General features: G+C 35.0%; 26 protein-coding genes. 22 read left to right on the top strand and 4 right to left on the bottom strand.

Annotation, left to right across the window (positions count from 1 at the left end):
• The first annotated feature begins 77 nt into the window (after positions 1-77).
• The 4 genes from trmD to AC1DVP_RS00310 all read left to right on the top strand — a co-directional run bounded on the left by trmD (position 78) and on the right by AC1DVP_RS00310 (position 4,281).
• Positions 78-755, top strand: coding sequence for a tRNA (guanosine(37)-N1)-methyltransferase TrmD (trmD, locus tag AC1DVP_RS00325; protein ID WP_477181560.1), 678 nt, complete (start codon positions 78-80; stop codon positions 753-755).
• Positions 756-823: 68 nt separating this feature from the next.
• On the top strand, positions 824-1,195 hold the full coding sequence (locus tag AC1DVP_RS00320) for a hypothetical protein (protein WP_477181559.1): 372 nt from the start codon (positions 824-826) through the stop codon (positions 1,193-1,195).
• Positions 1,196-1,404: 209 nt separating this feature from the next.
• Entirely contained in the window at positions 1,405-1,755 is a 351-nt protein-coding gene (gene rplS / locus AC1DVP_RS00315) for a 50S ribosomal protein L19 (RefSeq protein ID WP_477181558.1), read from the top strand.
• A 288-nt stretch (positions 1,756-2,043) separates the two neighbouring features.
• Positions 2,044-4,281 carry an NADP-dependent isocitrate dehydrogenase gene (locus AC1DVP_RS00310; RefSeq protein WP_477181557.1) on the top strand — a complete coding sequence of 746 codons (2,238 nt, stop codon included), beginning with the start codon at positions 2,044-2,046 and terminating at the stop codon, positions 4,279-4,281.
• Between the two features lie 92 nt (positions 4,282-4,373).
• Here the strand turns inward: AC1DVP_RS00310 and AC1DVP_RS00305 are convergent, their stop codons facing one another.
• The 3 genes from AC1DVP_RS00305 to AC1DVP_RS00295 are packed head-to-tail and all read right to left on the bottom strand — an operon-like array spanning position 4,374 to position 6,382.
• Positions 4,374-5,357, bottom strand: a complete 984-nt coding sequence (locus AC1DVP_RS00305; protein WP_477181556.1) for a pectinesterase family protein — start codon at positions 5,355-5,357, stop codon at positions 4,374-4,376.
• Positions 5,358-5,370: 13 nt separating this feature from the next.
• Positions 5,371-5,565, bottom strand: a complete 195-nt coding sequence (locus tag AC1DVP_RS00300; RefSeq protein ID WP_477181555.1) for a hypothetical protein — start codon at positions 5,563-5,565, stop codon at positions 5,371-5,373.
• Positions 5,555-6,382: an alpha/beta hydrolase fold domain-containing protein gene (locus AC1DVP_RS00295; protein WP_477181554.1), complete on the bottom strand. Its 828-nt coding sequence runs from the start codon at positions 6,380-6,382 to the stop codon at positions 5,555-5,557. The genes AC1DVP_RS00300 and AC1DVP_RS00295 overlap by 11 nt, the downstream gene beginning before the upstream one ends.
• 232 nt (positions 6,383-6,614) lie before the next feature.
• On the opposite strand from AC1DVP_RS00295, the gene AC1DVP_RS00290 reads away from it, so the two are divergent.
• From AC1DVP_RS00290 to uvrB, 17 genes are all read left to right on the top strand, one after another.
• Positions 6,615-7,205, top strand: coding sequence for a TetR/AcrR family transcriptional regulator (locus AC1DVP_RS00290; protein WP_477181553.1), 591 nt, complete (start codon positions 6,615-6,617; stop codon positions 7,203-7,205).
• Positions 7,206-7,216: 11 nt separating this feature from the next.
• Positions 7,217-7,444, top strand: coding sequence for a hypothetical protein (locus tag AC1DVP_RS00285; RefSeq protein WP_477181552.1), 228 nt, complete (start codon positions 7,217-7,219; stop codon positions 7,442-7,444).
• A 10-nt stretch (positions 7,445-7,454) separates the two neighbouring features.
• Positions 7,455-8,732, top strand: a complete 1,278-nt coding sequence (locus AC1DVP_RS00280; protein WP_477181551.1) for an MFS transporter — start codon at positions 7,455-7,457, stop codon at positions 8,730-8,732.
• A gap of 89 nt (positions 8,733-8,821) precedes the next feature.
• Complete coding sequence (locus AC1DVP_RS00275; RefSeq protein WP_477181550.1) at positions 8,822-9,868, top strand: alpha/beta hydrolase; 1,047 nt, start codon at positions 8,822-8,824, stop codon at positions 9,866-9,868.
• Between the two features lie 183 nt (positions 9,869-10,051).
• Positions 10,052-12,454 (top strand): TonB-dependent receptor, encoded by a 2,403-nt coding sequence (locus AC1DVP_RS00270; RefSeq protein WP_477181549.1) that lies wholly within the window; start codon positions 10,052-10,054, stop codon positions 12,452-12,454.
• Positions 12,455-12,458: 4 nt separating this feature from the next.
• The gene (locus tag AC1DVP_RS00265) at positions 12,459-13,295 is read left to right on the top strand and encodes a DUF4249 family protein (RefSeq protein ID WP_477181548.1); all 837 of its coding nucleotides are present in this window, start codon (positions 12,459-12,461) and stop codon (positions 13,293-13,295) included.
• Positions 13,296-13,574: 279 nt separating this feature from the next.
• On the top strand, positions 13,575-14,237 hold the full coding sequence (locus tag AC1DVP_RS00260) for a thiamine diphosphokinase (RefSeq protein ID WP_477181547.1): 663 nt from the start codon (positions 13,575-13,577) through the stop codon (positions 14,235-14,237).
• A gap of 239 nt (positions 14,238-14,476) precedes the next feature.
• Positions 14,477-15,169: a hypothetical protein gene (locus AC1DVP_RS00255; RefSeq protein ID WP_477181546.1), complete on the top strand. Its 693-nt coding sequence runs from the start codon at positions 14,477-14,479 to the stop codon at positions 15,167-15,169.
• 172 nt (positions 15,170-15,341) lie between these two features.
• Positions 15,342-16,064 (top strand): hypothetical protein, encoded by a 723-nt coding sequence (locus AC1DVP_RS00250; protein ID WP_477181545.1) that lies wholly within the window; start codon positions 15,342-15,344, stop codon positions 16,062-16,064.
• 558 nt (positions 16,065-16,622) lie between these two features.
• Positions 16,623-17,384 carry a DUF6597 domain-containing transcriptional factor gene (locus AC1DVP_RS00245; protein WP_477181544.1) on the top strand — a complete coding sequence of 254 codons (762 nt, stop codon included), beginning with the start codon at positions 16,623-16,625 and terminating at the stop codon, positions 17,382-17,384.
• Positions 17,385-17,414: 30 nt separating this feature from the next.
• Positions 17,415-18,584 (top strand): FAD-dependent oxidoreductase, encoded by a 1,170-nt coding sequence (locus tag AC1DVP_RS00240; RefSeq protein WP_477181543.1) that lies wholly within the window; start codon positions 17,415-17,417, stop codon positions 18,582-18,584.
• A 137-nt stretch (positions 18,585-18,721) separates the two neighbouring features.
• Positions 18,722-19,240, top strand: coding sequence for a hypothetical protein (locus tag AC1DVP_RS00235; protein WP_477181542.1), 519 nt, complete (start codon positions 18,722-18,724; stop codon positions 19,238-19,240).
• Positions 19,241-19,260: 20 nt separating this feature from the next.
• Entirely contained in the window at positions 19,261-19,626 is a 366-nt protein-coding gene (locus tag AC1DVP_RS00230; protein WP_477181541.1) for a DUF2200 domain-containing protein, read from the top strand.
• Between the two features lie 157 nt (positions 19,627-19,783).
• Positions 19,784-20,734 carry a 23S rRNA (adenine(1618)-N(6))-methyltransferase RlmF gene (gene rlmF, locus AC1DVP_RS00225; protein WP_477181540.1) on the top strand — a complete coding sequence of 317 codons (951 nt, stop codon included), beginning with the start codon at positions 19,784-19,786 and terminating at the stop codon, positions 20,732-20,734.
• 45 nt (positions 20,735-20,779) lie between these two features.
• A complete protein-coding gene (locus AC1DVP_RS00220) occupies positions 20,780-21,043 on the top strand; it encodes a hypothetical protein (protein ID WP_477181539.1) in 264 nt (87 codons plus the stop codon).
• Positions 21,025-21,321 (top strand): type II toxin-antitoxin system RelE/ParE family toxin, encoded by a 297-nt coding sequence (locus AC1DVP_RS00215; protein ID WP_477181538.1) that lies wholly within the window; start codon positions 21,025-21,027, stop codon positions 21,319-21,321. The genes AC1DVP_RS00220 and AC1DVP_RS00215 overlap by 19 nt, the downstream gene beginning before the upstream one ends.
• A 3-nt stretch (positions 21,322-21,324) precedes the next feature.
• A complete protein-coding gene (gene uvrB / locus AC1DVP_RS00210; RefSeq protein ID WP_477181537.1) occupies positions 21,325-23,316 on the top strand; it encodes an excinuclease ABC subunit UvrB in 1,992 nt (663 codons plus the stop codon).
• On the opposite strand, the gene AC1DVP_RS00205 is transcribed toward uvrB, so the two are convergent.
• Positions 23,313-23,714 carry a TerB family tellurite resistance protein gene (locus tag AC1DVP_RS00205; RefSeq protein ID WP_477181536.1) on the bottom strand — a complete coding sequence of 134 codons (402 nt, stop codon included), beginning with the start codon at positions 23,712-23,714 and terminating at the stop codon, positions 23,313-23,315. The two genes, uvrB and AC1DVP_RS00205, sit on opposite strands and share 4 nt — an antisense overlap.
• Before the next feature lie 58 nt (positions 23,715-23,772).
• On the opposite strand from AC1DVP_RS00205, the gene AC1DVP_RS00200 reads away from it, so the two are divergent.
• A complete protein-coding gene (locus tag AC1DVP_RS00200; protein ID WP_477181535.1) occupies positions 23,773-24,591 on the top strand; it encodes an alpha/beta hydrolase in 819 nt (272 codons plus the stop codon).
• Positions 24,592-24,611: the final 20 nt, after the last annotated feature.

Genomic DNA, 24,611 nt, shown 5'->3' with positions numbered 1-24,611 from the left:
CTTTGTATGTATAACGTAATTCTTTGCCGGCTTTGCGGTTAAAAATTTTATACCTTTGCCGTTCTTAAAAAAGCAACATGAGAATTGACATCATAACCGTATTACCTGAATTATTAAGAAGCCCTTTTGAAGCTTCGATTATGAAACGTGCCATAGACAAAGGACTGGTAGAGGTTCATATTCATAATTTAAGAGATTATACGACCAACAAGCAAAAAAGTGTTGACGATTATCCTTTTGGCGGCGGTGCCGGAATGGTCATGACTGTTCAGCCAATAGATGCCTGCATTACTCATTTGAAAAGCGAAAGATCATACGATGAAATCATTTATATGTCTCCTGATGGTGAAACGCTAAACCAAAAAATGGCAAACACCATGTCAATGTACCAGAATATTATTATTTTGTGCGGCCATTATAAAGGAGTTGACCAGCGTGTTCGCGACCATTTTATAACCAAAGAAATCTCAATAGGTGATTACGTTTTATCTGGAGGCGAATTGGGTGCCCTTGTATTATCTGATGCTTTAATCCGATTAATCCCTGGTGTGTTAAGTGATGAAACATCAGCCTTGACCGACAGTTTTCAAGACGGTTTGCTTTCAGGCCCTATCTATACACGACCAGCCGATTATAAAGGCTGGAAAGTTCCCGATGTGCTCTTGAGCGGTCATTTCGCAAAAATTGACAAATGGAGAGAAGATACAGCCTATGAACATACAAAGAACAGGAGACCTGACTTATTAAACGATTAATTTTCATATATTTATACTTTACAATAAGAATTAGTTCACTTCTTAATAACTTTTAAAAGTATAAAATCATGAAAGAATTAATCTTCAAAGTAACCTTAACAGCTGCTTTTTTCATTTCAGCCATTTCTTCTGCTCAAGGAATAAATAAAAAATCCTTATTGAATGAACTCAACAAAACTTACGGTATTGCACTAAGTGCAGATGAAAAAACCTCCTTTGAAAATGCCAACAGTACATTAGTATTAGAATTGTTTGGTTTGGACGAAAAGAATTTATCAAAAGAAGATCGCGATAAAGAAATCAACAAACTATTTGATAAAAGAGACAAAACGCTGACTTCGTCGTTGGGCATAAACAAATACAGCGATATTAAATCAAAAACAGGCGAAAAAACCGCAGAAACCATGCAAAAGGTAAAACAAGCAAAAATGATTCCTTAAATTTATTCTAACAATACAAATCACAAAAAGAGCTTCTAAGTAATAAAAGCTCTTTTTTTACGGCTTTTCCCAAATAAGCTAACCAATTAAAAAAATCACAATTCATAATTCACAATTCATATTTTTTATTTAATTTTGCACCCTCATTAGACCAACCTCTGGCGAAAACCGTGAATGTTGCTCTTTTAAAACCATAAAATTAAAACAAAATGGCAGATTTATTGAAATTCGTTCAAGACGAATTCGTAACAAGAAAAGATTTCCCTGCATTCGGAGCTGGAGACACAATCACAGTTTACTACGAAATTAAAGAGGGTGAAAAAACAAGAACACAGTTTTTTAAAGGTGTTGTTATTCAAAGAAGAGGATCTGGAAACACTGAAACTTTTACAATTCGTAAAATGTCAGGAGCAATTGGAGTTGAGCGTATCTTCCCAGTTAACTTACCAGCTTTGCAAAAAATTGAAATCAACAAGAAAGGTGCTGTACGTAGAGCTAGAATTTTCTACTTCAGAGAACTTACTGGTAAAAAAGCTAAGATTAGAGATAAAAGAAGATAGTTCACTCTATTTCTTTAATGATAAAAAAGTCCCAACCGATGAAAATCGAGATTGGGACTTTTTTTTTGATAATTTTTAGGGGTCAAAAATCACAATTCAAAAATCAAAAGGTATTAAAAATAGCAAATTAAGAATATCACAGAATAAGCTTTTAATATTATTTTTTTATATTAAATTTAAAACACTATTACAACTTCATTTCATATCTTTGCCCGCCTTATCTCAATCGTTATAATTGTCCATAAGGCCTGTTTATAACTTTATGATTTAGATCAAAAAAATAAAAAAATGACATCAAAAGCTAAGATTTTTTACACACTGACAGATGAGGCTCCTTTATTGGCAACCTACTCTTTTTTACCAATTGTTCAAGCATTTACTGCTACTTCTGATATCGAAATAGAAACAAGAGATATTTCTCTTGCAGGAAGAATTTTATCAAACTTTCCTGAGTTTTTAAAAGAAGATCAAAAAGCAGTTGATGCATTATCTGAACTTGGAAAATTAGCTACTACACCTGAAGCTAACATTATAAAATTACCGAATGTTTCTGCATCGGTACCACAATTAAAAGCGGCTATTGCAGAATTGCAGTCTCATGGCTATGCAGTGCCAAATTTTCCTGAAGATCCTCAAAGTGATTCTGAGAAAGAAATTAAAGCAAAATATTCTAAAGTTTTAGGTTCTGCAGTAAACCCAGTTTTACGCGAAGGAAACTCTGACCGTAGAGCACCAAGAGCCGTAAAGAATTTTGCTAAAGCCAATCCTCACTCGATGGGAGCTTGGTCATCTGATTCAAAAACAAAAGTAGCATCAATGGAAAGCGGTGATTTTTACGGAAGTGAAAAATCAGTTACTATTGCTGAGGTGAATGATGTAAAAATAGAATTCGTTGCAAAAGACGGTTCAACTACTGTTTTAAAAGCAAGCACTCCTTTGAAAGCGGGTGAAATCATTGACAGTTCAGTATTAAACGTAAATGCCTTAAAAAGTTTTGTTGCTAAAATAATCAAAGAAGCTAAAGAACAAAACGTATTGCTTTCAGTTCACTTGAAAGCTACGATGATGAAAGTTTCAGATCCAATTATTTTTGGCGCTATTGTAGAAGTTTATTTCGCCTCTGTTTTTGAAAAATATGCTGCTTTATTTGCTGAAATAGGTGTCGACACCAGAAATGGTTTAGGTGATGTATATGCAAAAATTGCCGGAAGACCAGAACAAGCTGAAGTCGAAGCTGCAATCAGTCAGGCGATAGAAAATGGTCCAGCATTGGCAATGGTAAATTCTGAAAAGGGAATTACCAACCTGCATGTACCATCAGATGTAATCGTAGATGCTTCTATGCCGGCTATGATCCGTACTTCTGGACAAATGTGGGATAAAGACGGAAAACAGCAAGATACTTTTGCCGTTATTCCAGACAGATGTTATGCTGGAATTTATACTGCTACTATCGATTTTTGTAAAAAACATGGTGCTTTTGATCCAACTACAATGGGAAGTGTGCCAAACGTAGGCTTGATGGCTCAAAAAGCAGAAGAATACGGATCTCATGACAAAACTTTCCAAATGAAAGCTGACGGAGCTGTTCGTGTGGTTGACCAAAACGGAAACGTTTTAATGGAACAAACTGTTGAAGCTAATGACATTTTCAGAATGTGCCAGGCCAAAGATGCTCCAATTCAGGACTGGGTTAAACTAGCAGTAAACAGAGCTCGTTTATCTAACACTCCAGCCGTATTTTGGTTAGACGAAAACAGAGCTCACGACAGAGAATTAATCGTTAAGGTTCAAAAATATTTAAAAGATTACGATACATCTGCTTTAGACATTCGTATTCTTAATCCAATTGCAGCGACTGAATTTACTTTAGAAAGAATCATCAAAGGTTTAGATACTATTTCTGTAACAGGAAACGTATTGCGTGATTATTTAACTGACTTATTCCCAATTCTTGAAGTTGGAACTTCTGCAAAAATGTTATCTATCGTTCCATTAATGAACGGTGGCGGTTTATTCGAAACAGGTGCAGGCGGATCTGCTCCAAAGCACGTTGAACAATTTATTCAAGAAGGATATTTACGTTGGGATTCCCTAGGTGAGTTCTTAGCTTTAGGAGCTTCATTAGAGCATTTAGGGCAAACATTAGATAATTCTAAAGCAATTATTTTATCAGAGACTTTAGATGAAGCTAATGATAAATTCTTGGCTACCGACAAATCTCCAGCACGTAAAGTTGGACAAATTGACAACAGAGGGTCTCACTTCTATTTAGCATTTTACTGGGCACAAGCTTTGGCCGCTCAAACAAAAGATGCTGAATTGAAAGCGATCTTCACTCCTATTGCAGCTGAATTTGAAGCTAATGAAGCAAAAATCAACAGTGAATTAATTGGAGCACAAGGAAAAGCACAAGAGATTGGTGGGTACTACCAGCCAACACCTGAATTAGTTAGCAAGGCAATGCGTCCAAGCGAAACATTCAACACAATTATAGATAAAATTACAGCATTGAAAACTGCTTAATTTATTTTAGTTTATATATTTAAAAGACAGTTCGAAAGGGCTGTCTTTTTTTTACTCGCTTATTTCACAGCATAATCCTGTTTTGTAAACAATTACAATTCATACCATTCCTTCTCAGCAGATTTTGAATTATTACCCAAAACAGTCTTCAGCACATATCTTTCAGCTTCCGTTTTCTTTAATTGATGCGACCAAGAAACTCGCTCTTTGGGTTTAAAACCTTTTCCATTGCATTCATATTCCGCAAAAAAAGCAGTTTTTTCATTTTCTGGATTTGACCAATTACTCCAAGCTTCTGAAGCAATTTGCTCCGGTAATTCACATCGAATAAATACTGATTTCCCCCAAGCCCGCCATGGCCGACCCAAATACATTTTGGTTACCTCATTGGCACAAATCACTTTGCACTCTATAAAAACTAAACCGAATTCTTTATCTTTTGGAGTATTCGGAGCAGTGATATAAGAATCCGCTTTGCAAAGAAGCGTACAGTTTTTATATACTGCAGTCGCTGGTCCGAATATAAAATCGGTAGTTCCCTCAATATGACAATCTACAAAAAACTGTCTGGAATATTCTCTCCCATTGAAAATTGTATCTTGGTTTCCTAGAAATTTACAGTTTTTAAAAACAGCTTTATCAGCATCAACATATAAAGCAACTGCCTGCCCCACTCGTCCCGCAGCATTTTCAAAAGTAATATTCTCAGCTTTAAATCGGTTTCCCGAAATTCTGACGGTATAAGAATCAAATGTCCCCATTTTTCCTCTACCAGAATAATCATCAAAACTAATTATCGTTTTATCGACGCTTTCGCCTATAAAAGTTACATCTGTATTATTTGCTGATAATTCTACTTTTTCATTATAAACTCCATTTTTGATATATAAAGCAATCGGTGCTAACGGAAAAACGCGCATCGCATTAATAGCATCCTGAATGTATTTAAAATCACCGCTGCCATCTTTAGCAACCACAAAACTGTATTTGTATTTTTCAGGATTGGATGTTTGAGACATTAAGAACTGCGTAGTGCTTATGAAACACAGAACAAGTAAAAGAACTATTTTTTTCATAAAAAACTATTTTCTATTTGGTAAAAACTTTAGTCAAAAAGCCATCTATATACTGAATTGTTGGCTCAAACCAAGGATTAAAAAGACAAAAAGAATGTGGCGAATTCTCAAATTCATGAACTTCTGAATAAATACCATTTTCATTCAAAACCTTTCTGTAATCATCACGGCCAGCGTGCATTCTGGCTGCCGAACTATTAATAAACAATGCTTGGAGGCGTAGCAGTACCTACATAACTCAATGGAGAAGCCGCTTCCCAAAGCTTCGGATTTTCTTTTTTGGAATATCCAAACCAATATGTTCCAGCCGATATTTTCTTGCTGTCATCACCTTCGCTTGATTCAGGATGCACAAAAGACAAAGTACCGTCGATGTCGACAACAGCATTTACTTGTGATAACGAGTCCGAATTGGTTACAACACCTTCAAAAAGCGGCATATTCCCAGTTGTCCCCATAAAAGCAGCCAATTCACCGCCTGCTGAAAATCCAAGGGTTACTATTTGATTTGGATTTATGCTGTATCGATCGGCATTTTCACGAACCCAGCGGATAGCTGCTTTTAAATCATAAATGGCTGCCGGAAAAAGTGCTTCGGTAGAAAGACGGTATTCAGGAGTAAAACACACGTACCCTAAACTTGCAAGTTTTTGAGCCATCGGATGGTGCTGCTGTCTGTTTCCAGAACGCCAGCCTCCACCATGAATTATGATGATTGCAGTTTGTTTTTTCTTTGCATTTATATCAAAAAAGACATCCAATTTCATTTTGCGTTTTCCATAACTGCAGTAAACAATATCACTTTTTTGTTTTACAAAATCAAAATACTGTTTTGAAACCATCGTCGTATTGGGAAAATATTTCAAAGTTGATTTGAAAGCACTGGCTGTTGCATAGGAAGTATCTCTTACATTAGTTATTCCTTTTAAATTTTGAGCATTTAAACCTTGAAAAGAAACTGCAAAAAACAAAGACAGCATTATCTTCAGTGCAGTATTTTTATAAAAACTTTGTACTAATCCCATTTATATTTTTTTAATTTATTTACAATTCTAAAAGATAAATTTATGAAAACCATCCTTTTCAGAATCAATCAATCCAAAAATTATTTTGTTTTAAATTCACAATAGCAGCTGATGCTCAATCCAAAAAACAAAGCGGTATTTCGACAGAACTCAAATTTAAGGCAAAAAAATATTTATAAATAAGCGAACATTCATTTATATTTAATACTTTAGCATCATAAAACTCAATCGGATGCGAACAAGAAACACCAATAAAGAAGAACTGGTTAAACAAAAAGCTATTGAAATGCTTGTAAAATATGGCATTGAAGGCTTTGGAATGAATCGATTGGCAAAAGAAAGCGGTGTTTCTGTAGCGACACTTTATATTTATTACTCGGATAAAGAAGATTTGATAAGGAAAATCGGGACAGAAATTGGACAGACCTTTTTTAGTGAAATGATTAAAGATTTCTCCCCAACTATGCCTTTTAAAGAAGGATTACGAAAACAGTGGGAAAACAGAGCACGTTTTACTTTGAAAAACCCTTTAAAAGTTGCTTGTTGGGAAGCATTAGCCCATTCGAGTTATCGGGATAATATTTTAGAGGAGAGCCTTGCGGATTTTAAAACGACAATGTGGCGTTTTATTGAAAATGCGTTAGAAAGAAAAGAATTGTTACCTATTTCTATCGAGGTATTTTGGAGTGTTGCTTATGGTCCTCTGTACGCATTACTTCGTTTTGAAAATGAAGGAAAAAGCTTTGGCGATACCCCTTTTAAACTCACCAAAGAAAAAATGGATGAGGCATTTGAATTAGTAATAAAAGCATTGACACCATAAAATAACAAAACATGGAAAACCATTTAGAAAACATATTGGTTTTTGCAACCAATATAAAAACCGAAAACGATAAACAAAAAATAATCAGCACACTAGACCAACATTCTGAAATACATGAATGGAATGTAGATCAAGAAGATATTGATTGCGTTTTACGAATTGTAACGAACACTTTGTCCGAAGAACATATAATTCATCTAATTAATCAGCATGATTTTGAATGTGCTGCATTAGAATAAATAAAAGAAAATGAAAGATAAAAATAATCAAGCCATACCGTTTACATCCTATCAAAAATTAGCCGTTTTTTTACTGGCCATCACACAATTTACAGTAATACTGGATTTTATGGTCATGTCTCCATTGGGCGATATACTAATGAAATCGTTAAGTTTAAAACCAACGCATTTTGGCCTGGTCGTTTCTGCTTATGCTTTTAGTGCTGGTATTTCGGGTCTGCTTACTGCCGGTTTTGCCGATAAATTCGACAGAAAAAAATTACTGCTGTTCTTCTATATTGGTTTTATTGCTGGAACCATTTTATGCGGTATAGTTACTACCTATTATTTATTGGTAGCCGCACGAATTATTACAGGTCTTTTTGGAGGCGTTATTGGCTCTATCTCTATGGCTATAGTTGCCGACTTGTTCAGTCTTCAGCAACGCGGACGCGTGATGGGATTTATCCAAATGGGATTTGGAGCTAGTCAGATTTTGGGTATTCCTATTGGCTTGTATCTTGCTAATGCTTGGGGCTGGCATGCTCCTTTTATTTGGGTTGCAGGAATGGCAGGAATTATTGCTTTAATTATTGCCGCTAAACTAAAACCAATTACAAAACACTTAGAGATACAATCAGATAAATCAGCTATTAAACACTTAATCCATACCATTGGCAAAAAAAACTACCGAGTTGGATTTACAGCCACAGCATTACTTTCCATCGGAGGTTTTATGATGATGCCATTTGGCAGTGCTTTTGCCATAAACAATTTACACATCACCGAAAATCAATTACCAATGGTATTCATGATTGCAGGTATAGCAACATTGGTAGTAATGCCGTTAATTGGAAAATTAAGCGACCGAATAGACAAATACAAAATATTCGTATTTGGCTCTTTATGGACCATTGTAATAATTACTGTTTATACGAATCTTGGAGTTACTCCTTTTGTAATAGTTGCTTTTTTAAATGTGCTGATGATGATGGGAATTATGGGACGCATGGTACCATCCACCGCTCTAGTAACTGCAATTCCAGATATGCAGGACAGAGGAGCGTTTATGAGCATTAATTCATCCTTACAGCAAATAGCTGGCGGTATCGCGGCAGCTTTTGCAGGAACTATCGTTGTGCAAAAAGATAAGTTGAGCCCATTGGAACATTATGACACCTTAGGAATTATAATTGTCTGTATTTCGGTTATATCCATAATACTAATGTACAGAGTGGATAAACTTGGAAAAAAGAGAGCCAAAGAAAAAACCGCAGAAGATCTTCCATTAGCTGTTCATGAAATATAGAATGCTAACTTTTAACCTACTATTTAATAAATTAAACCTTTCCTCATTAATATTATCCAAGGACTAACTAACCTTAAAAAACATAACTCATGAAAGTTATTTTTCAGCTTATTTTAGCCGCCCTTTTTTTTGCCTCTTGCTCCAAAAATGATTCAGAACCTACAACACTGCCTTACATTGACGATGATTTAGCTGGTCCAATTTCAAGACCTCAAAGCGGATATGGTGCTGATGGAGAATATACGGTAGCAAAAGTGTCCTTCCCAAGTCCATTATATTCTGGAAAAAATGTAGAAATATTTTATCCAAAAGGGATAACAACTCCAAGACCAACCATTTTTTATTCCCATCCTTTTGGCGGAGAAGAAAGCAGTTACAATATTGGGTTATATGAATTTATAGCCAAAAAAGGATATGTTGTTGTTTTTGCTCCTTATCCAACAACGGGAGTTACAGTAGATGAAAGATACAGCACTTTATGGGAAAGTTTCAAGAAAGCTGTAACCGATTATCCAAATATCATTGATACTTCAAAAGTAGGTTTTATGGGGCATTCGTTTGGAGGCGGAGCTTCGTTTGCATTAGCTCACAGAGGTTTTATAAATGAAGGCTGGGGTAAAAACGGCCGTTTTATTTTTGCAATGGCACAATGGTATGCACACCAAATCACATCCGAAGATTTACAAAGTTTTCCAGCTAACACAAAATTAATTACTCAAGTTTATGATGATGATGTAACTAATGACCATCGGTTAGCTATTGATATTTTCAATAATATCAATATCCCAAATTCGGAAAAAGATTTTATTTTAATCAAAAAAAGCATTCTTCCAACCTACACTTATACTGCCGAACATACATTACCAAATACCCAAACATCGTATGATGCATATGATTATTATGGAATTTATCGTCTTTTGGATGCGCTGATAGATTATAGTTTTAATGGTAATGCCACAGGAAAAAATGTTGCCTTAGGAAATGGTTCGGCTGTACAAATTACAATGCCAAGCTACAACGGACATGCATTAGCTCCTTTAGAAGTTACTGACAATCCTACGCCTGCCTACGCCCAGAGCAAATACCAATTTCAATGCAGTTCCATCAACAATCCACGCCTGGGAAATTGCAAATAGCAACAGAATAATTTACAAAAAAGCACTCTGTTTATAATCCATTCTGTCAAAAAAACATTTGGCAGAATGGATTTTTAATTACTCAAAATTAATTTTCGCTACTCTATATTAACGATAGATTAACACATATAAAGTACGAATTAAACTGCAATATATTGATATTTGCAGTTCAAAAACAAAAAAATGATTTTAAAGAAAATTACTTACATTTCCTTATTTCTGTTCATTTCTTTTACTGTTTTTTCGCAAAAGAAGAACAATATCGACGCTGACAAACAAAAGTTCACAATTAGCGGAACCATTTCGGATGCTAACAGCAATGAAACCCTGATTGGTGTCAATGTAGCAATTCCTGAATTAAAAATAAACACCACAACCAATGAATATGGATTTTATTCAATCACCTTACCCAAAGGAGATTATGAAATTAACATTAGCTATGTTGGTTTTGAAAGTTTTTCAGAAAAAATTTCGTCAGTCAAAAACACTAAAAAAAATTATTCTCTCAGTGAATCTGGACAACAGCTAGAGGAAGTAGTAATTACTTCCGAAAAAAATACTGCCAACATTAGAAAACCCGAAATGAGTGTTAACAAACTCTCCATTTCGGCAATCAAAAAAATGCCGGTTGTAATGGGAGAAGTAGACGTGATTAAATCTATTTTGTTTCTGCCTGGCGTTACCAATGCTGGCGAAGGACAATCTGGATTTAATGTCCGCGGTGGAGGTGCCGACCAAAATTTAATTCTTTTAGACGAAGCAACCATTTTTAATTCCTCACACGTTTTTGGCTTTTTCTCTGTTTTTAACCCGGATGCCATCAAAGATTTAAAATTATACAAAGGCGGAATTCCTTCTAAATTTGGAGGGAGAGCATCATCTGTTTTAGATATTTATCAAAAAGACGGGAACAGCAATGATTTTCACATGAATGGAGGAATCGGATTAATTACCAGCCGAATTCTTGCCGAAGGTCCTATTGTAAAAGACAAAGGTTCTTTCTTAGTGGGTGGCCGTGCTTCTTATGCGCATCTTTTTCTAAAATTAGCCAACAACGACAACTCGGCCTATTTTTATGATTTAAATACAAAACTGAACTATAAATTCAACCCCAATAACAGCCTGTACCTTTCGGGATATTTTGGCCGAGATGTATTTTCTCTAAACGAAACTTTTGCCAATACGTATGGTAATGCGACATTAAATCTGAGATGGAATCATCTTTTTAACGACAAATTATTCTCCAATTTATCGTTTATCTACAGTGATTACTATTACGGACTAACACTTGATTTCCTTGGATTCGACTGGAATTCAGGCATTAGAAACTACAATTTAAAATACGATTTCAAACATTATTTATCCAACAATATAAAACTGAACTACGGTTTCAACTCTACATATTACGATTTCAACCCTGGCACAATTGACCCAAGCGGAAGTAATTCCAGCGTTAATTTTAAACAATTAGAAAAAAAATATGCTTTAGAAAATGGAATCTATCTGGAAGCAGAACAAATTCTAACCAATAAATTGGCTGTTAACTATGGTTTTCGCTACAGTATTTTTAACCGATTGGGAAGCTCAACTATTAATCAATATGAAAATGGCCAGCCTGTAGCTTACGATTCTGATCTAAAAATTTACGAAAAGGCAAAACCTATCGGAACGACCTTTTACGAAAAAAACAAAACCATTGCAAACTATGACAATTTTGAGCCTCGTGTATCTATAGCTTACGAATTAAACAATAACCAATCTGTCAAAGCCAGTTACAACCGTATGGTGCAGTACCTGCAATTGGTTTCAAACACCGCCTCTCCTACTCCGCTGGATGTGTGGACACCAAGCGATGAGTATATTAAGCCGCAAATTGCAGACCAGGTTGCTTTTGGATATTTTAATAATTTCAAGCAAAACGAATATACCTTAGAAGTTGAAACTTTTTATAAAAAAATAAAAAACCGAATGGATTACATCGATGGTGCTGATTTAGTTGCCAATGAAGCAATCGAGCAGGTAATACTTAACGGCGAAATGCGTTCGTATGGTTTGGAAATATTACTGCGCAAAAACACAGGAAAATTTAACGGCTGGATTGCTTATACCTTATCAAAATCGCAGCAGAGAACTCCTGGAAGAACTCCTGATGAAATAGGAATTAACAACGGAGAATGGTATCGTTCTCCTTACGATAAATTACATAACTTGGCTTTTACAGGAAATTATACTTTGAGCGAAAAATGGAATTTCGGAGCAAATTTCACCTTCCAATCTGGACAGCCCGTGACATACCCGAATGGACAATATATTTATCAAGGCATTACCGTACCAAGTTATGGAGAACGAAATGGAAGCAGTCTTCCCTTTTACCATCATTTAGATGTGTCTGCCACATATATTCCAAAACCTTTCAAGAAGAAAGGATGGCAAAGCGAATGGGTTTTTAGTATTTATAACCTATACAACCGTCGAAATGCTGCCTCAATGAGTTTTAGAGAAAACGCAGATACAGGCGCAAACGAAGCAGTAAGACTTTCTATTTTTGGAGCAATTCCATCCGTCTCTTATAATTTTAAATTTTAATAAAATGAAAAACATGAAACAATATATATTATTACTAATTGCCACGCTCTCACTTGTAAGCTGCGAAGATGTAGTCGATGTCGATTTAGACACTGCTCCTCCAAAATTAGTAATAGACGCATCTATTAAATGGGAAAAAGGAACTACTGGAGCGGCTCAAAAAATTAATTTGACCACCACAACCGATTTTTATTCCAATACCATTCCTGCGGCAACAGGAGCCACTGTTGTTGTTGCCAACACAACGCCTAGCACTCCTGTATCCTTTCAATTTATTGAAAACGGACAAACAGGAGAATATGTCTGCAATAATTTCAGCCCAATTATCAATAATGAATATACGCTTACCATAACCTACAAAGGTCAGACTTATACTTCCAAATCTAAATTTATGCCCACTCCAATAATAGCATCAACAGAGCAAAGCATAAAACCTGGTATCGATGGCAAAGATTCTTATGAAATTAAATTCTATTGGCAGGACAATGGAGCCCAAGATAACTTTTATCTCGTAGGTGCTAAAAATGCTAATATTGCATATCCTGAATATGGTGTTCTTTCTGATGAATTTTTTCAAGGCAATTCGATGTTTGCTTTGTATCGGGACGATAAACTCAAAAAAGGAGATGTAATACAATTCAGCTTACAGGGAATCACAGAACAATACAGTAATTATATGAACAAATTACTTAACATTGCCGGAAGCGATGGAGGAAACCCTTTTGCAACACCACCAGCTACTTTAAGAGGAAACATTTTCAATCAAACCAATCCCAATGATTATCCTTTAGGATTTTTCCATCTTTCCGAAATAGATTCAGACAGTTATACCATTCAGTAGCTAATCCAGCTATTCATTACAAGTCCTCGTTCAAAAAATTATTTTTCTAAGCCCTAAAAGGAGCTTCCGCCGGTCGCTCTTTTAGGACAAGAAAAATTAGTTTTTTGCACTCCGGGCTTTTCATTATTATCTGGGCTATTGATTTAAGATTTAAGATTGAAGATTAACGATTTTAGATTTAAGATATTTCATAACTTTACAGAAAATCTAGATAAAATCTAAATTCAAAAATTCCATATCCTATATTCTTCATTCTGAAATCTAAAATCTAAAATCTCTATGTCTTCACACCATATCGTTCGCGACGACCAAGAACCAGCTTTAATTATTGCTAACGGCGCTTCTTGCAATCCCGAATTACTGGGACAATTGCTCGAATGGTCACCGCTGGTAATCGTACTCGATTCGGCTATCGAACGGGTGTTGGAATTAGGCATTAAAGTCGATGTGCTGTTAGGCGATTTCGACCACGGATTTGACCCAGAAGTGTACAAAGCCGCACAATATCCAATAGAAATTATACACACGCCAGACCAAGACAAAACTGATTTAGAAAAAGCTTTTGATTATCTCATCCAAAGACAGATTCCAGCCGTAAATGTAGTGTGGGCAACCGGAAAACGTGCCGATCATACCATTACGAATCTCACGAATATTGTTCGTTACCGGGATTTAATTAAAATCGTTATCCTCGATGACCATTCCAAAATATTTTTGCTGCCAAATAAATTTGAAAAATGGTACACTGCAGGAACGCCAATTTCATTAATTCCCATTGGAATTGTAAACGGAATCAATTCTGAAAATTTAGTATATCCCTTAAAAAACACTACCCTCACCATAGGATATCGAACAGGAAGCAGCAATGAAGTTGCCCAAGACGGACTCGTTACTTTAACCCATACAGATGGCGATTTATTGCTTATGGAATGTATCGATTAAAATTTTAAGGCTACTCTCGCTTTCGTTTTATCTTTTAATCTTGATTCTCATTTACACAAAAGGATATCGCTCTAAATTAAAATCCTTTTGACAATTTATCAAGAATTGTATATATATTAGCATAAGATAAAATTTGATATTTAACAGACCTATCTCTCCATATTTGGCTGTATCGGTCTTACAACATCAGACCTATATACTAGTTTGCAGTCAGCTTGAAAACTAAAAATAATAAATAAATGATTGAAGGTATAAAGAATATTATTGAATTATTTTTGGATAAATCAAAGCATTGGACTTTAAGAGCTGGTATTTTTATTTCTATTATAGGAATGTTATTTATAATTGATTTTACATTTGACATAAGTTATAATAGTTTTATTAGTAATAAATTAGAAAATCTTGAAAAAATTCAAATTATTAAAAAAGGATATGAAAAGGATTCTTTAAAACTAAAAAATGTTAATATTTTAGAGCAACAAATCATAAATAAAAAGCATTATTCAGAATTGTTATTTCGTGATTTTAATTTATCATTTAATTCTTTAAAAAACTCAATAACGCCAAATATAAATGACCAAAACCAAATAAAAATAACTAATACAAAACACACTATTAGTAAACCAAACATACGCTCATCTTTTTTAATGTTAATATCCTCAAATTTCTTTTTTTTAATTGTTTTAGTTATTTTATTATTCTCTCCATTTTTTGATAATGACTTAAAAACTCTGAAGTCTATTTCAAGTTGGTTCGCATCATTGATTTCATTTTCGATAATAATTGTTTTAACAACTTTGTTAGCATTCAAAATTCCAATTATATACAACGAACCAATTTATAATTATGCTCTAAACCTAATTTTACACACACTATTAGTTTTTATACTTGCGAAAATTTTTGCAAAAGATGGAAAAATTACAATATACTAAAGCCGAACCGCCAACAGCCACTCCTATCGATTTGGGCAATAGGCTTAATGGGAAGTGGGTTTTGTATGTGGAATGATTTGGCAAATCCGAAAATAGGGCTTAATTTAGTACCATACCCGCTGTCGAACCAGAACGTTATGCGGGAGTTGGTAAGCATTAAAAAATACTTCGTATGGAGAATGACAATTTTGAAAAAACAAAATATTGGGTAGAACTTGTTAAATGGTTCATTGTAAGTGTTGCATTGGTTTCAATATCAATGATTATCGACTGGAAATTCACTAGTAGGGATAAAAGTTTTGATGAAGTCAAGTTTTACTCTGAAAAATATATGACAGACTTAATTGTCTTAAATAACAACATTGGACCTCGATATAAATTAGCCCAATTTTTCAAGAGTGTAACTGTGGACGAAGATCAAAGAGACGGTTGGGAAAGATACTACAAGGAGGTGAAAAAAGAATATGATGATTTGAGAGCTAAAGATTCGCTGAATAGAGAGGAATCTCAAATACTTGAAAAAGACAGTTTGAAATGGGGTGAGAAAGAAAGGAAGCGTTATCAACTATTACAAAGTAAAATAGAAAAGGCAAACATTGAGTTAAACAGTGAATTACAATTACCCGATCAAAAAAAATCAAGTTATTACATAATCATTGGCGGATATAATACTCTAAAAAAAGCTGAGGATGAGAAAAACAAGTTTGTAAATTTTGATTCTAAAATAATCTACCGCAACGGAAGCTATAGAACAGTAATAGAATTTAATGATCTTGAAAGTGCTAATAAAAACCTTGCAACTATTAAAACAAAAAAATCAGATGCGTATTTAGTTAACGCTTCCAAATGGTGTTCAAACCTAGTGCCTAAGGAAAATTACTTTATCTGTAATTAAAAAACTGAAAAGACGTTTGCCAACAATGGGCATAAAACATAGGCTGTACAAGGATTTCAACAAGTTTCAGATTTTTAGCAAAATTTGACTACGTAGACAAGTACGTGGTTCCGAAATGACCTACGTTTCATACCCGAGACTGTTGTGCCGAAATTACACAGATAAAAACAATTAGAAAATAAGCACTTGTTTCCGCATGAAGTTTACAAAATAGAACCCTGAAAATTGGAATCGCCAACTGAAGTCGAAAAGTCGAAATCTGACAATTGACAGATGAAAAATGGAAATCTGAAAAAGAAGAGCTTGAAAACTGGAATTTGACAAACAGACCAACAAATTTTGGAAACCTAATGACAAACACAGTGGAAAAACACTATATATAATAACTACTACAACGGATTTGGGCAATAGTCATAATGAGAAGCTGGTTTTGTATTTTGGATGATTTGGCAAATCCGAAAATAGAGTTTAATTTAATCCCAAACACTTGTACAAGGGAACGCAAACAGTAACAAACCACAAACACTCAAAGTTCAAAAAATTAAAAAAGAAATAAAAATGATGAACAGCGACTTGGAATTAAAAACAGCTCTCCCAAAAGCCGAACTTACTGAATTTATAGGCAGTTTTTGGATGCTTGTCAATAATTCTGACAAAGACAAAGAACTTGCAGTTTTGCCAGATGGAAGAGTTGATGTGCTTTTTTCATATTCGGATACAGAACCTTTCAATGTTATGCTGATGGATTTGGACAGACAATCTTCCAGAACCATATTTTCTTCCAAAACTGCCATTTTTGCTGTTAGCTTTAAATTACTCGCCGTTGAATATATTCTTGAAACTTCTGTTGCTGACCAAAAGAATATTCCATTGGTACTGCCCGATAACTTTTGGGGTATCAGCATAAATGATTTAAATGACTTTGATCATTTTGTAAAAAAGGTTTCAGAAAAAATTCTCGATATTCTCAAAGAAAAAAAAATAGAAGATAAAAAACGTAAATTATTTGAATACATTTATGCATCAGACGGTGCGATGACCGTGAAAGAATTATCAGAAAAATCATTTTGGCCAAGCCGGCAAATCAACCGCTATTTCAATCAGTACATTGGCATTTCGCTAAAAGAATACTGCACTATTTTAAGATTCAAAGCATCATTGCCACAAATCAAAGAAGGCAAATTTTTTCCTGAACAAAATTTTACAGACCAAGCGCATTTTATTAAAGCCGTCAAAAAACATTCGGGTCTAACCCCAAAAGAACTGAATAAAAACGAAAATGACCGATTTATACAATTTTTAGATTTACCCAAAAAGTAGTTTTGCATTGTAATTATAAAACAATGTGAAATGAATTTACTACAAAATAAAACAATTGCCATTATTGGCGGAGGCCCGGGCGGATTAACATTGGCCCGACTTTTACAAAAAAAAGGTGTTACTATAAAAGTATACGAAAGAGATTTCAACAGAGATGTAAGAGCACAGGGCGCCACACTTGACCTGCATCATGAATCAGCGTTAAAAGCACTTGAAGAAGCAGGTTTGATGGATGTTTTCAAAGCAAATTACAGACCTAATGCTGATCGTCTTCGTATAGTTGACGAAAACGCCAACATTTTCTTTGATGACCATCACGAAGAAGCTAAGGGCGATTTTGGCGATGAATGGTTCAGACCCGAAATTGACCGTGGACGACTGCGCAATCTTTTATTAGATTCTTTACAGGAGGATACCGTAGTTTGGGACAGTCATATTCTTTCTCTTGAAAACGTTGATAATCGTTGGAAAATTGTTTTCCAAAACGGTAATACTGCCATTGCCGATATTGTAATCGGCGCAGATGGAGCGAACTCAAAAATCCGCCCTTTTGTTACGCCGATCAAACCTTTTTATTCGGGTGTTACCGTATTGATGGGCAATATTTATAATTCAGAGAAAAATACACCAAGAATTCACGCATTATTGCAAGGCGGAAAAATAATGGGTTTTGGCGATTCAAAAACATTGAACGTAAGTGCCAAAGGCGATGGCAGTCTGGATTTTTATGCAGGTTGGAACGCCGATCTCGAGTGGATTAAAAATGGCGGCGTTGATTTTAAAAATGAACAGCAGGTTTTAGAATGGTTTAAGAAAGAATACGCTAAGTGGGACAGCATTTGGCTTGAATTATTCGAAGCTGAAAAAAAATATCTTTTGCCAAATTCTTTGCACTGTATGCCTTTGAACCAATATTGGGAAGCACAATCCAACATCACATTGATTGGCGATGCTGCACACCTAATGCCTCCTTATGCTGGCGAAGGCGTGAATATGGCTATGCTGGATGCGCTGCAGTTAAGCGAAAGTCTGACCAGTGAAAATTTTACTGACTTAAAATCGGCAATAGCACATTACGAAAAACAAATGTTTGCAAGATTTGCAGAAGTAGGAAAAGAAACAATGGACAACACCGACTGGATGCACTCCCCTAACGGATTAAAAAACATAACCGAAATGTTTAATCAGCACTCCAGCTAAAAGAAAAGCTGAAAACGAAACCATGCTTCGTTTTCAGCTTTAATTCTTTTGCTATATTTGAATAGTATCAACGGGTGTTTTTCGCAGACTTACGTTAGCACCCTTTAAAAAAACATTTTATTTTTTTATCTTTAAACATGAAAAAACTGCTGCTGTTATTAATGATTACATGGTTTTGCTCAAATTGTAAAAATGAGAGTATTGACAAAAAAACAGAAGTCATTACAAAACCTTCCTTAGAAAACATTCAAAAAGATAAAAATTCTAAAGATAAAATGTTGGACTATTTAACACAAAAATACTCAACTGTGTATCAATTTAAAGAGGCTGAAGATCTGGATGAATCAACTCAATTTTTGGGAATTACATATTTGGAGAATAATTCTATTGATTTTTATCTTTACACTGAAACATCACCATGTGATACAGAATATTTGGGCAAAGCATTCCAAAGTAAAAATGACACTATAAACTCAGCAGAAAAAAATGATCTGAACAAAAAATCAATCACATTTATCAAAGAAGAAAAAGAATATAAGCTGTCTATAATTTTAAATCAAGAAAAAAATCAGGCAACAATAGATTACATTCAAAAGGATTCACTTGATACAGACTGCCTTCCAATAACAGAAGTTATCATGAACTTAGTAAAATAAGAATAGATATAAATGAAAGCATGAACAATTCCGACACTCATAATCAGCGTATCGCAAAAATGTTTTTTACCTCCGTCTATCCTTTATATCTGGCAAAAGTGGAAAAGAAAGGCAGATCAAAAGAAGAATTGCATCAAGTTATAGAGTGGCTAACAGGCTTTGATGACAAAAAACTGCAAGAACTCATAGCTGAAAAAGCAACTTTTGAAACACTCTTTGAACAAGCTTCTCTAAACCCCAATGCTCACCTCATCACAGGAGTAATATGCGGATATCGTGTAGAAGAAATCGAAAACACTTTAACACAGCAAGTTCGGTATTTGGATAAGCTAGTGGATGAATTAGCAAAAGGCAGGAAGATGGAGAAGATTTTGCGTGGCTCGTAGATTGTTAGAAAACTTACTGCTGCTCAGATGTTCGTTCAACACCAAAAAACTAAACAGCTGCATTCTTTTATGTGATTATCATTATAAAAACAGCTGTAAACGACTGTTATACCGATTACAAAAATGGTTTGACTATCTTTGCAGCGAAATTTAGGAAATGAAATCAATAAAAAATACAGAAAAGACAACTTTACATCCAAGAAATCTTCATCGATTTGGATATAACTTTGAACTATTAACACAAAAAAATCCAGAATTAGGAAAATTTGTTTTTGTTAATAAGCATGACATTGAAACAATTGATTTTAGTGATCCTCAAGCCGTAAAAACACTCAACCAGACCTTATTGCAAGTGGATTACGGCATTCAAAATTGGGATATCCCAAAAAATTACCTCTGCCCGCCAATTCCCGGACGCGCTGATTATATTCATTATATTGCAGATTTGCTGGCTCTGTCCAATAAAGGAAAAATTCCGGAGGGGGAAAATGTATTGGGACTTGATATTGGCGTAGGCTCAAATTGCATCTATCCTATCATTGGCAATGCAGCTTACGGCTGGAATTTTGTAGGTACCGATATTGACTCAAAAGCTATCGAAAACTGCAGTAAAATTATTGAGGCAAATCCAAAACTGATAGACGCTGTCAGCTTGCAGCAGCAAACCGAATCCCGTTTTATTTTTAAAAATATTATCACGCCCGAAGATCGGTTTACCTTCATAATCTGCAATCCGCCCTTTCATAATTCAGCCGAGGAAGCTCAAAAAAGCGCCACTCGAAAAGTAAACAGCCTGAATCCAAAAACAGCCAAAACTGATAAGCCAATTTTAAACTTCGGCGGACAAAATAATGAATTATGGTGCGATGGCGGCGAACTGGGATTCATCAAACAAATGATTTATGAAAGTGCCAAATATCCTATGCAGTGTTTATGGTTTACCACTTTAGTTTCTAAAAGCGATAATCTGAAAAGTATTTATAAAACATTGGCTAAAGTTCATCCCGCAACTATAAAAACAATTGATATGGCTCAAGGCCAAAAAACAAGCCGCTTTGTTGCTTGGTCTTTTTTAAGTGAAGAACAACAAGAAAACTGGAAGTTTTAATATTTACAATGCTCTTTTGATTAAATTTGTATAAATTCTTTTATTATGAGTACCATCGAATTAAAAAATTTATTGATTTCTAAAATTGTCGAAATTGATGATGAAGTTTTTTTGTCGGCAATAAATACAATTTTAGACAGTAAATCAAAATCCATTGATAGTGGCAATCAGGATTTTAAAAACATAATAATTCTTAACGATCAGCAAAAAAAAGAAATTCAAAATTCGAAAAAGGAATATTTGAAAGGAAATTTTATTGAGAACGATGTCTTAAATGAAGAAATGGAAAAATGGCTGCAAGAAGAATAGTTTGGACAACACCTGCAAAACTTCAATTAAAAGCTATATTTGAATATTTTAATTTTAGAAATAAAAGCAAATTATATTCCTTAAAATTAAACAGATTAATTCAAACCGAATTACAAATACTGCTCCAACAGCCAACCATTGGAAAAAAAACTGATTCGATAAATATTCGCGGTTTGTTAATTGAAAATTATTATATTTTCTATGAAATTAATGAAACTCACATTATAATTCTGTCTGTTTGGGACACAAGACAAAACCCTAAACGTTTGAAATACTAAACAATGAATTTCCAAGTTATATCCGAATACAAGCCAAAAGGAGATCAACCGCAAGCCATTGAAAAATTAACTCAAGGTGTGCTCGATGGCGAACAATTCCAAACGTTGCTTGGAGTTACTGGCTCCGGAAAAACTTTTACAGTGGCCAATGTCATTCAAGAGATACAACGTCCTACTTTAATTTTGGCACACAACAAAACCTTGGCTGCGCAATTATACTCGGAGTTTAAGCAGTTTTTCCCCAATAATGCCGTAGAGTATTTCGTATCCTATTACGATTATTACCAACCCGAAGCTTTTATGCCCGTCACAGGCGTTTTCATTGAGAAGGATTTATCCATCAATGAAGAGTTGGAAAAAATGCGTTTAAGCACTACTTCTTCCCTGCTTTCTGGTCGGAGAGATATAATAGTTGTGGCTTCTGTTTCCTGCATTTATGGTATTGGTAATCCCGTAGAATTTCAAAAGAACGTAATTGCCGTAGAGAGAAACCAAATGATTTCACGAACCAAATTATTAAAAAGTTTGGTTCAAAGTTTATACTCCAGAACCGAAGCTGATTTTACTCCTGGAAATTTTCGCATAAAAGGAGATACTGTTGAAGTATATCCTAGTTATGCTGATGATGGTTTCCGAATTCATTTTTTTGGAGATGAAATAGAAGAAATAGAAAGCTTTGATATAAAAACGTCCAAAGTTATTGAGAGATACGAAAAGCTGACAATTTACCCAGCCAATATGTTTGTAACTTCGCCGGATGTATTGCAAAATGCCATTTGGGAAATCCAGCAGGACTTGGTCAAACAAGTTGATTATTTCAAAGAAATCGGCAAGCATCTTGAAGCCAAACGCTTAGAAGAACGCACCAATTTTGACTTAGAAATGATTCGGGAATTGGGTTATTGCTCAGGAATTGAAAATTATTCCCGCTATCTCGATGGCAGAGAAGCCGGAACCCGCCCTTTTTGTTTATTGGATTATTTCCCTAAAGACTATCTGATGGTTGTTGACGAAAGCCACGTAACAGTTTCACAAGTGCATGCCATGTACGGAGGCGACCGCAGCCGTAAGGAAAATTTGGTAGAATATGGTTTTCGCTTACCAGCCGCTATGGACAACCGCCCTCTGAAATTTGAAGAGTTCGAGGCCATGCAAAACCAAGTTATTTATGTTTCGGCAACACCAGCCGATTATGAACTGCAAAAATCGGATGGCGTATATGTAGAACAAGTAATTCGCCCTACTGGATTATTGGATCCAATTATTGAAATCCGCCCAAGCCTGAATCAGATTGATGATTTAATAGAAGAAATTCAACAACGATGTGAACTTGACGAACGTGTTTTGGTAACTACTTTGACCAAAAGAATGGCAGAGGAATTAGCCAAATATTTAACTAAAGTAAGCATTCGCTGTCGCTATATTCACTCTGATGTAGATACTTTAGAGCGAATTGAAATCATGCAGGATCTGCGAAAAGGAATATTTGATGTTCTAATTGGTGTGAATTTATTGCGTGAAGGATTGGATTTACCCGAAGTATCATTGGTTGCCATACTCGATGCCGATAAAGAAGGATTCTTGAGAAGCCACCGTTCACTTACTCAAACCATTGGTCGTGCAGCAAGAAATCTGAATGGGAAAGCAATTATGTATGCAGATAAAATTACTGCCAGCATGCAAAAAACGATTGACGAAACCAATTACCGAAGAACAAAGCAAATCAATTTCAACACAGAGAATAATATAGTTCCTCAAGCATTGAATAAAAAGATTGAAAGTGCCTTTACCAATAATAAATTAGTAGAATACGAATTGGGGCACATCATGAATATAGCCGCCGAACCGGAAACAGCTTATATGTCAAAACCAGATTTAGAAAAACTCATTCGCGAAAAGCGAAAAGCAATGGAAAAAGCGGCAAAAGATCTTGATTTTATACAAGCCGCAAAACTGCGTGATGAGATTAAGGCTTTACAAGGGAAAATTCATTAATTATGCTGTTCCTGAAAATGTCCCAATAAAACTTGCGGAGGAATCATGGCATTGGGAGATTCTTTCATCAGCTTTAATATACGATTCGTAGCACTTGGATTCAATCCCATGTTAATGGCAATTTGCCGGATAGCCTCTTCTTCTTTTTGATGTAAAACGCCGTCAACATGCATCAATAATGCCAAACGGTAAAATTGCTGAACTCTCTCAAATTCAGATTTAATAACTCCTGTTGGCAATTCTTGATGAAATAAATCGTTAAAGTCATTTTTACTGATGCCTAATTCTTGGGCAACAATCCAAACAAATTGATATTCACGTTCATGCAGTCTTCCGTCAACAACTGAAAATGCAATCATTTCAGATAACAAATTGATTTTATCTTCAAGTTTTCCCATGATATTTGTATTTTTAGCTAAAATATTCTTTTTTTATAAATCAAAAAAATTAATCGCTTTGAAATTATTTTTTCTTATCCCATTATTTTTATTTCTTAGTAAAACCAATGCTCAGGAAAGTACCGCTTCCAAACAGGTTTCCTCTTTTGCCATCGAAGCGCCGCAACTGAAAACAAGCCGAAAAATTTGGCTGTATTTACCCAAAAATTACGAAACTTCAACCAAAAAATATCCTGTAATTTACATGCATGACGCCCAAAATTTATTTGATGCAAAGACCTCTTTTGCGGGAGAATGGAATGTCGATGAAAAACTCGACAGCTTAAACGCACAAGTAATTGTGGTGGGAATTGAAAACGGTGGCGAAAAGCGCCTCGAAGAATTAACTCCCTATAAACACTCCAACTACGGCGGGGGCAATGCCGATAAATATCTCGAATTTATCGTAAACACCCTAAAACCTGAAATCGACAAAAAATACCGAACAAAATCGAATGCCAAAAACACGACCATTATGGGAAGCTCTTTGGGAGGCTTGACTTCATTTTATGCCGTTATAAAATATCCGGAAGTCTTTGGAAAAGCGGGCGTTTTTTCTCCTGCTTTTTGGATCAACCGCAAGGACATAAATGACTATATGACAAACAGTAAAAAGCTTAAGGCCAAAATTTACTTTCTCTGTGGTGATTCAGAAGGAGATGATGACAGCATGGTAACTGACCTTAATCACATGGAACTTTTGCTAAATACAAACCGCTGTTATTGCCTGCATCTCAACAAAAAAGTAATTGTAAAAGGAGGGCATCATAACGAGAAGCTGTGGAGAGATGGTTTTGACGATGCAATTATTTGGTTGGGAATTAAACAGTTAAATTAAACTCCTCAAACGATTAAACA

Source organism: Flavobacterium sp. P3_A6 (assembly GCF_056403035.1).
Note: the sequence above shows the minus strand (reverse complement) of the source record. Positions and strands in the feature narration are given on the sequence as shown.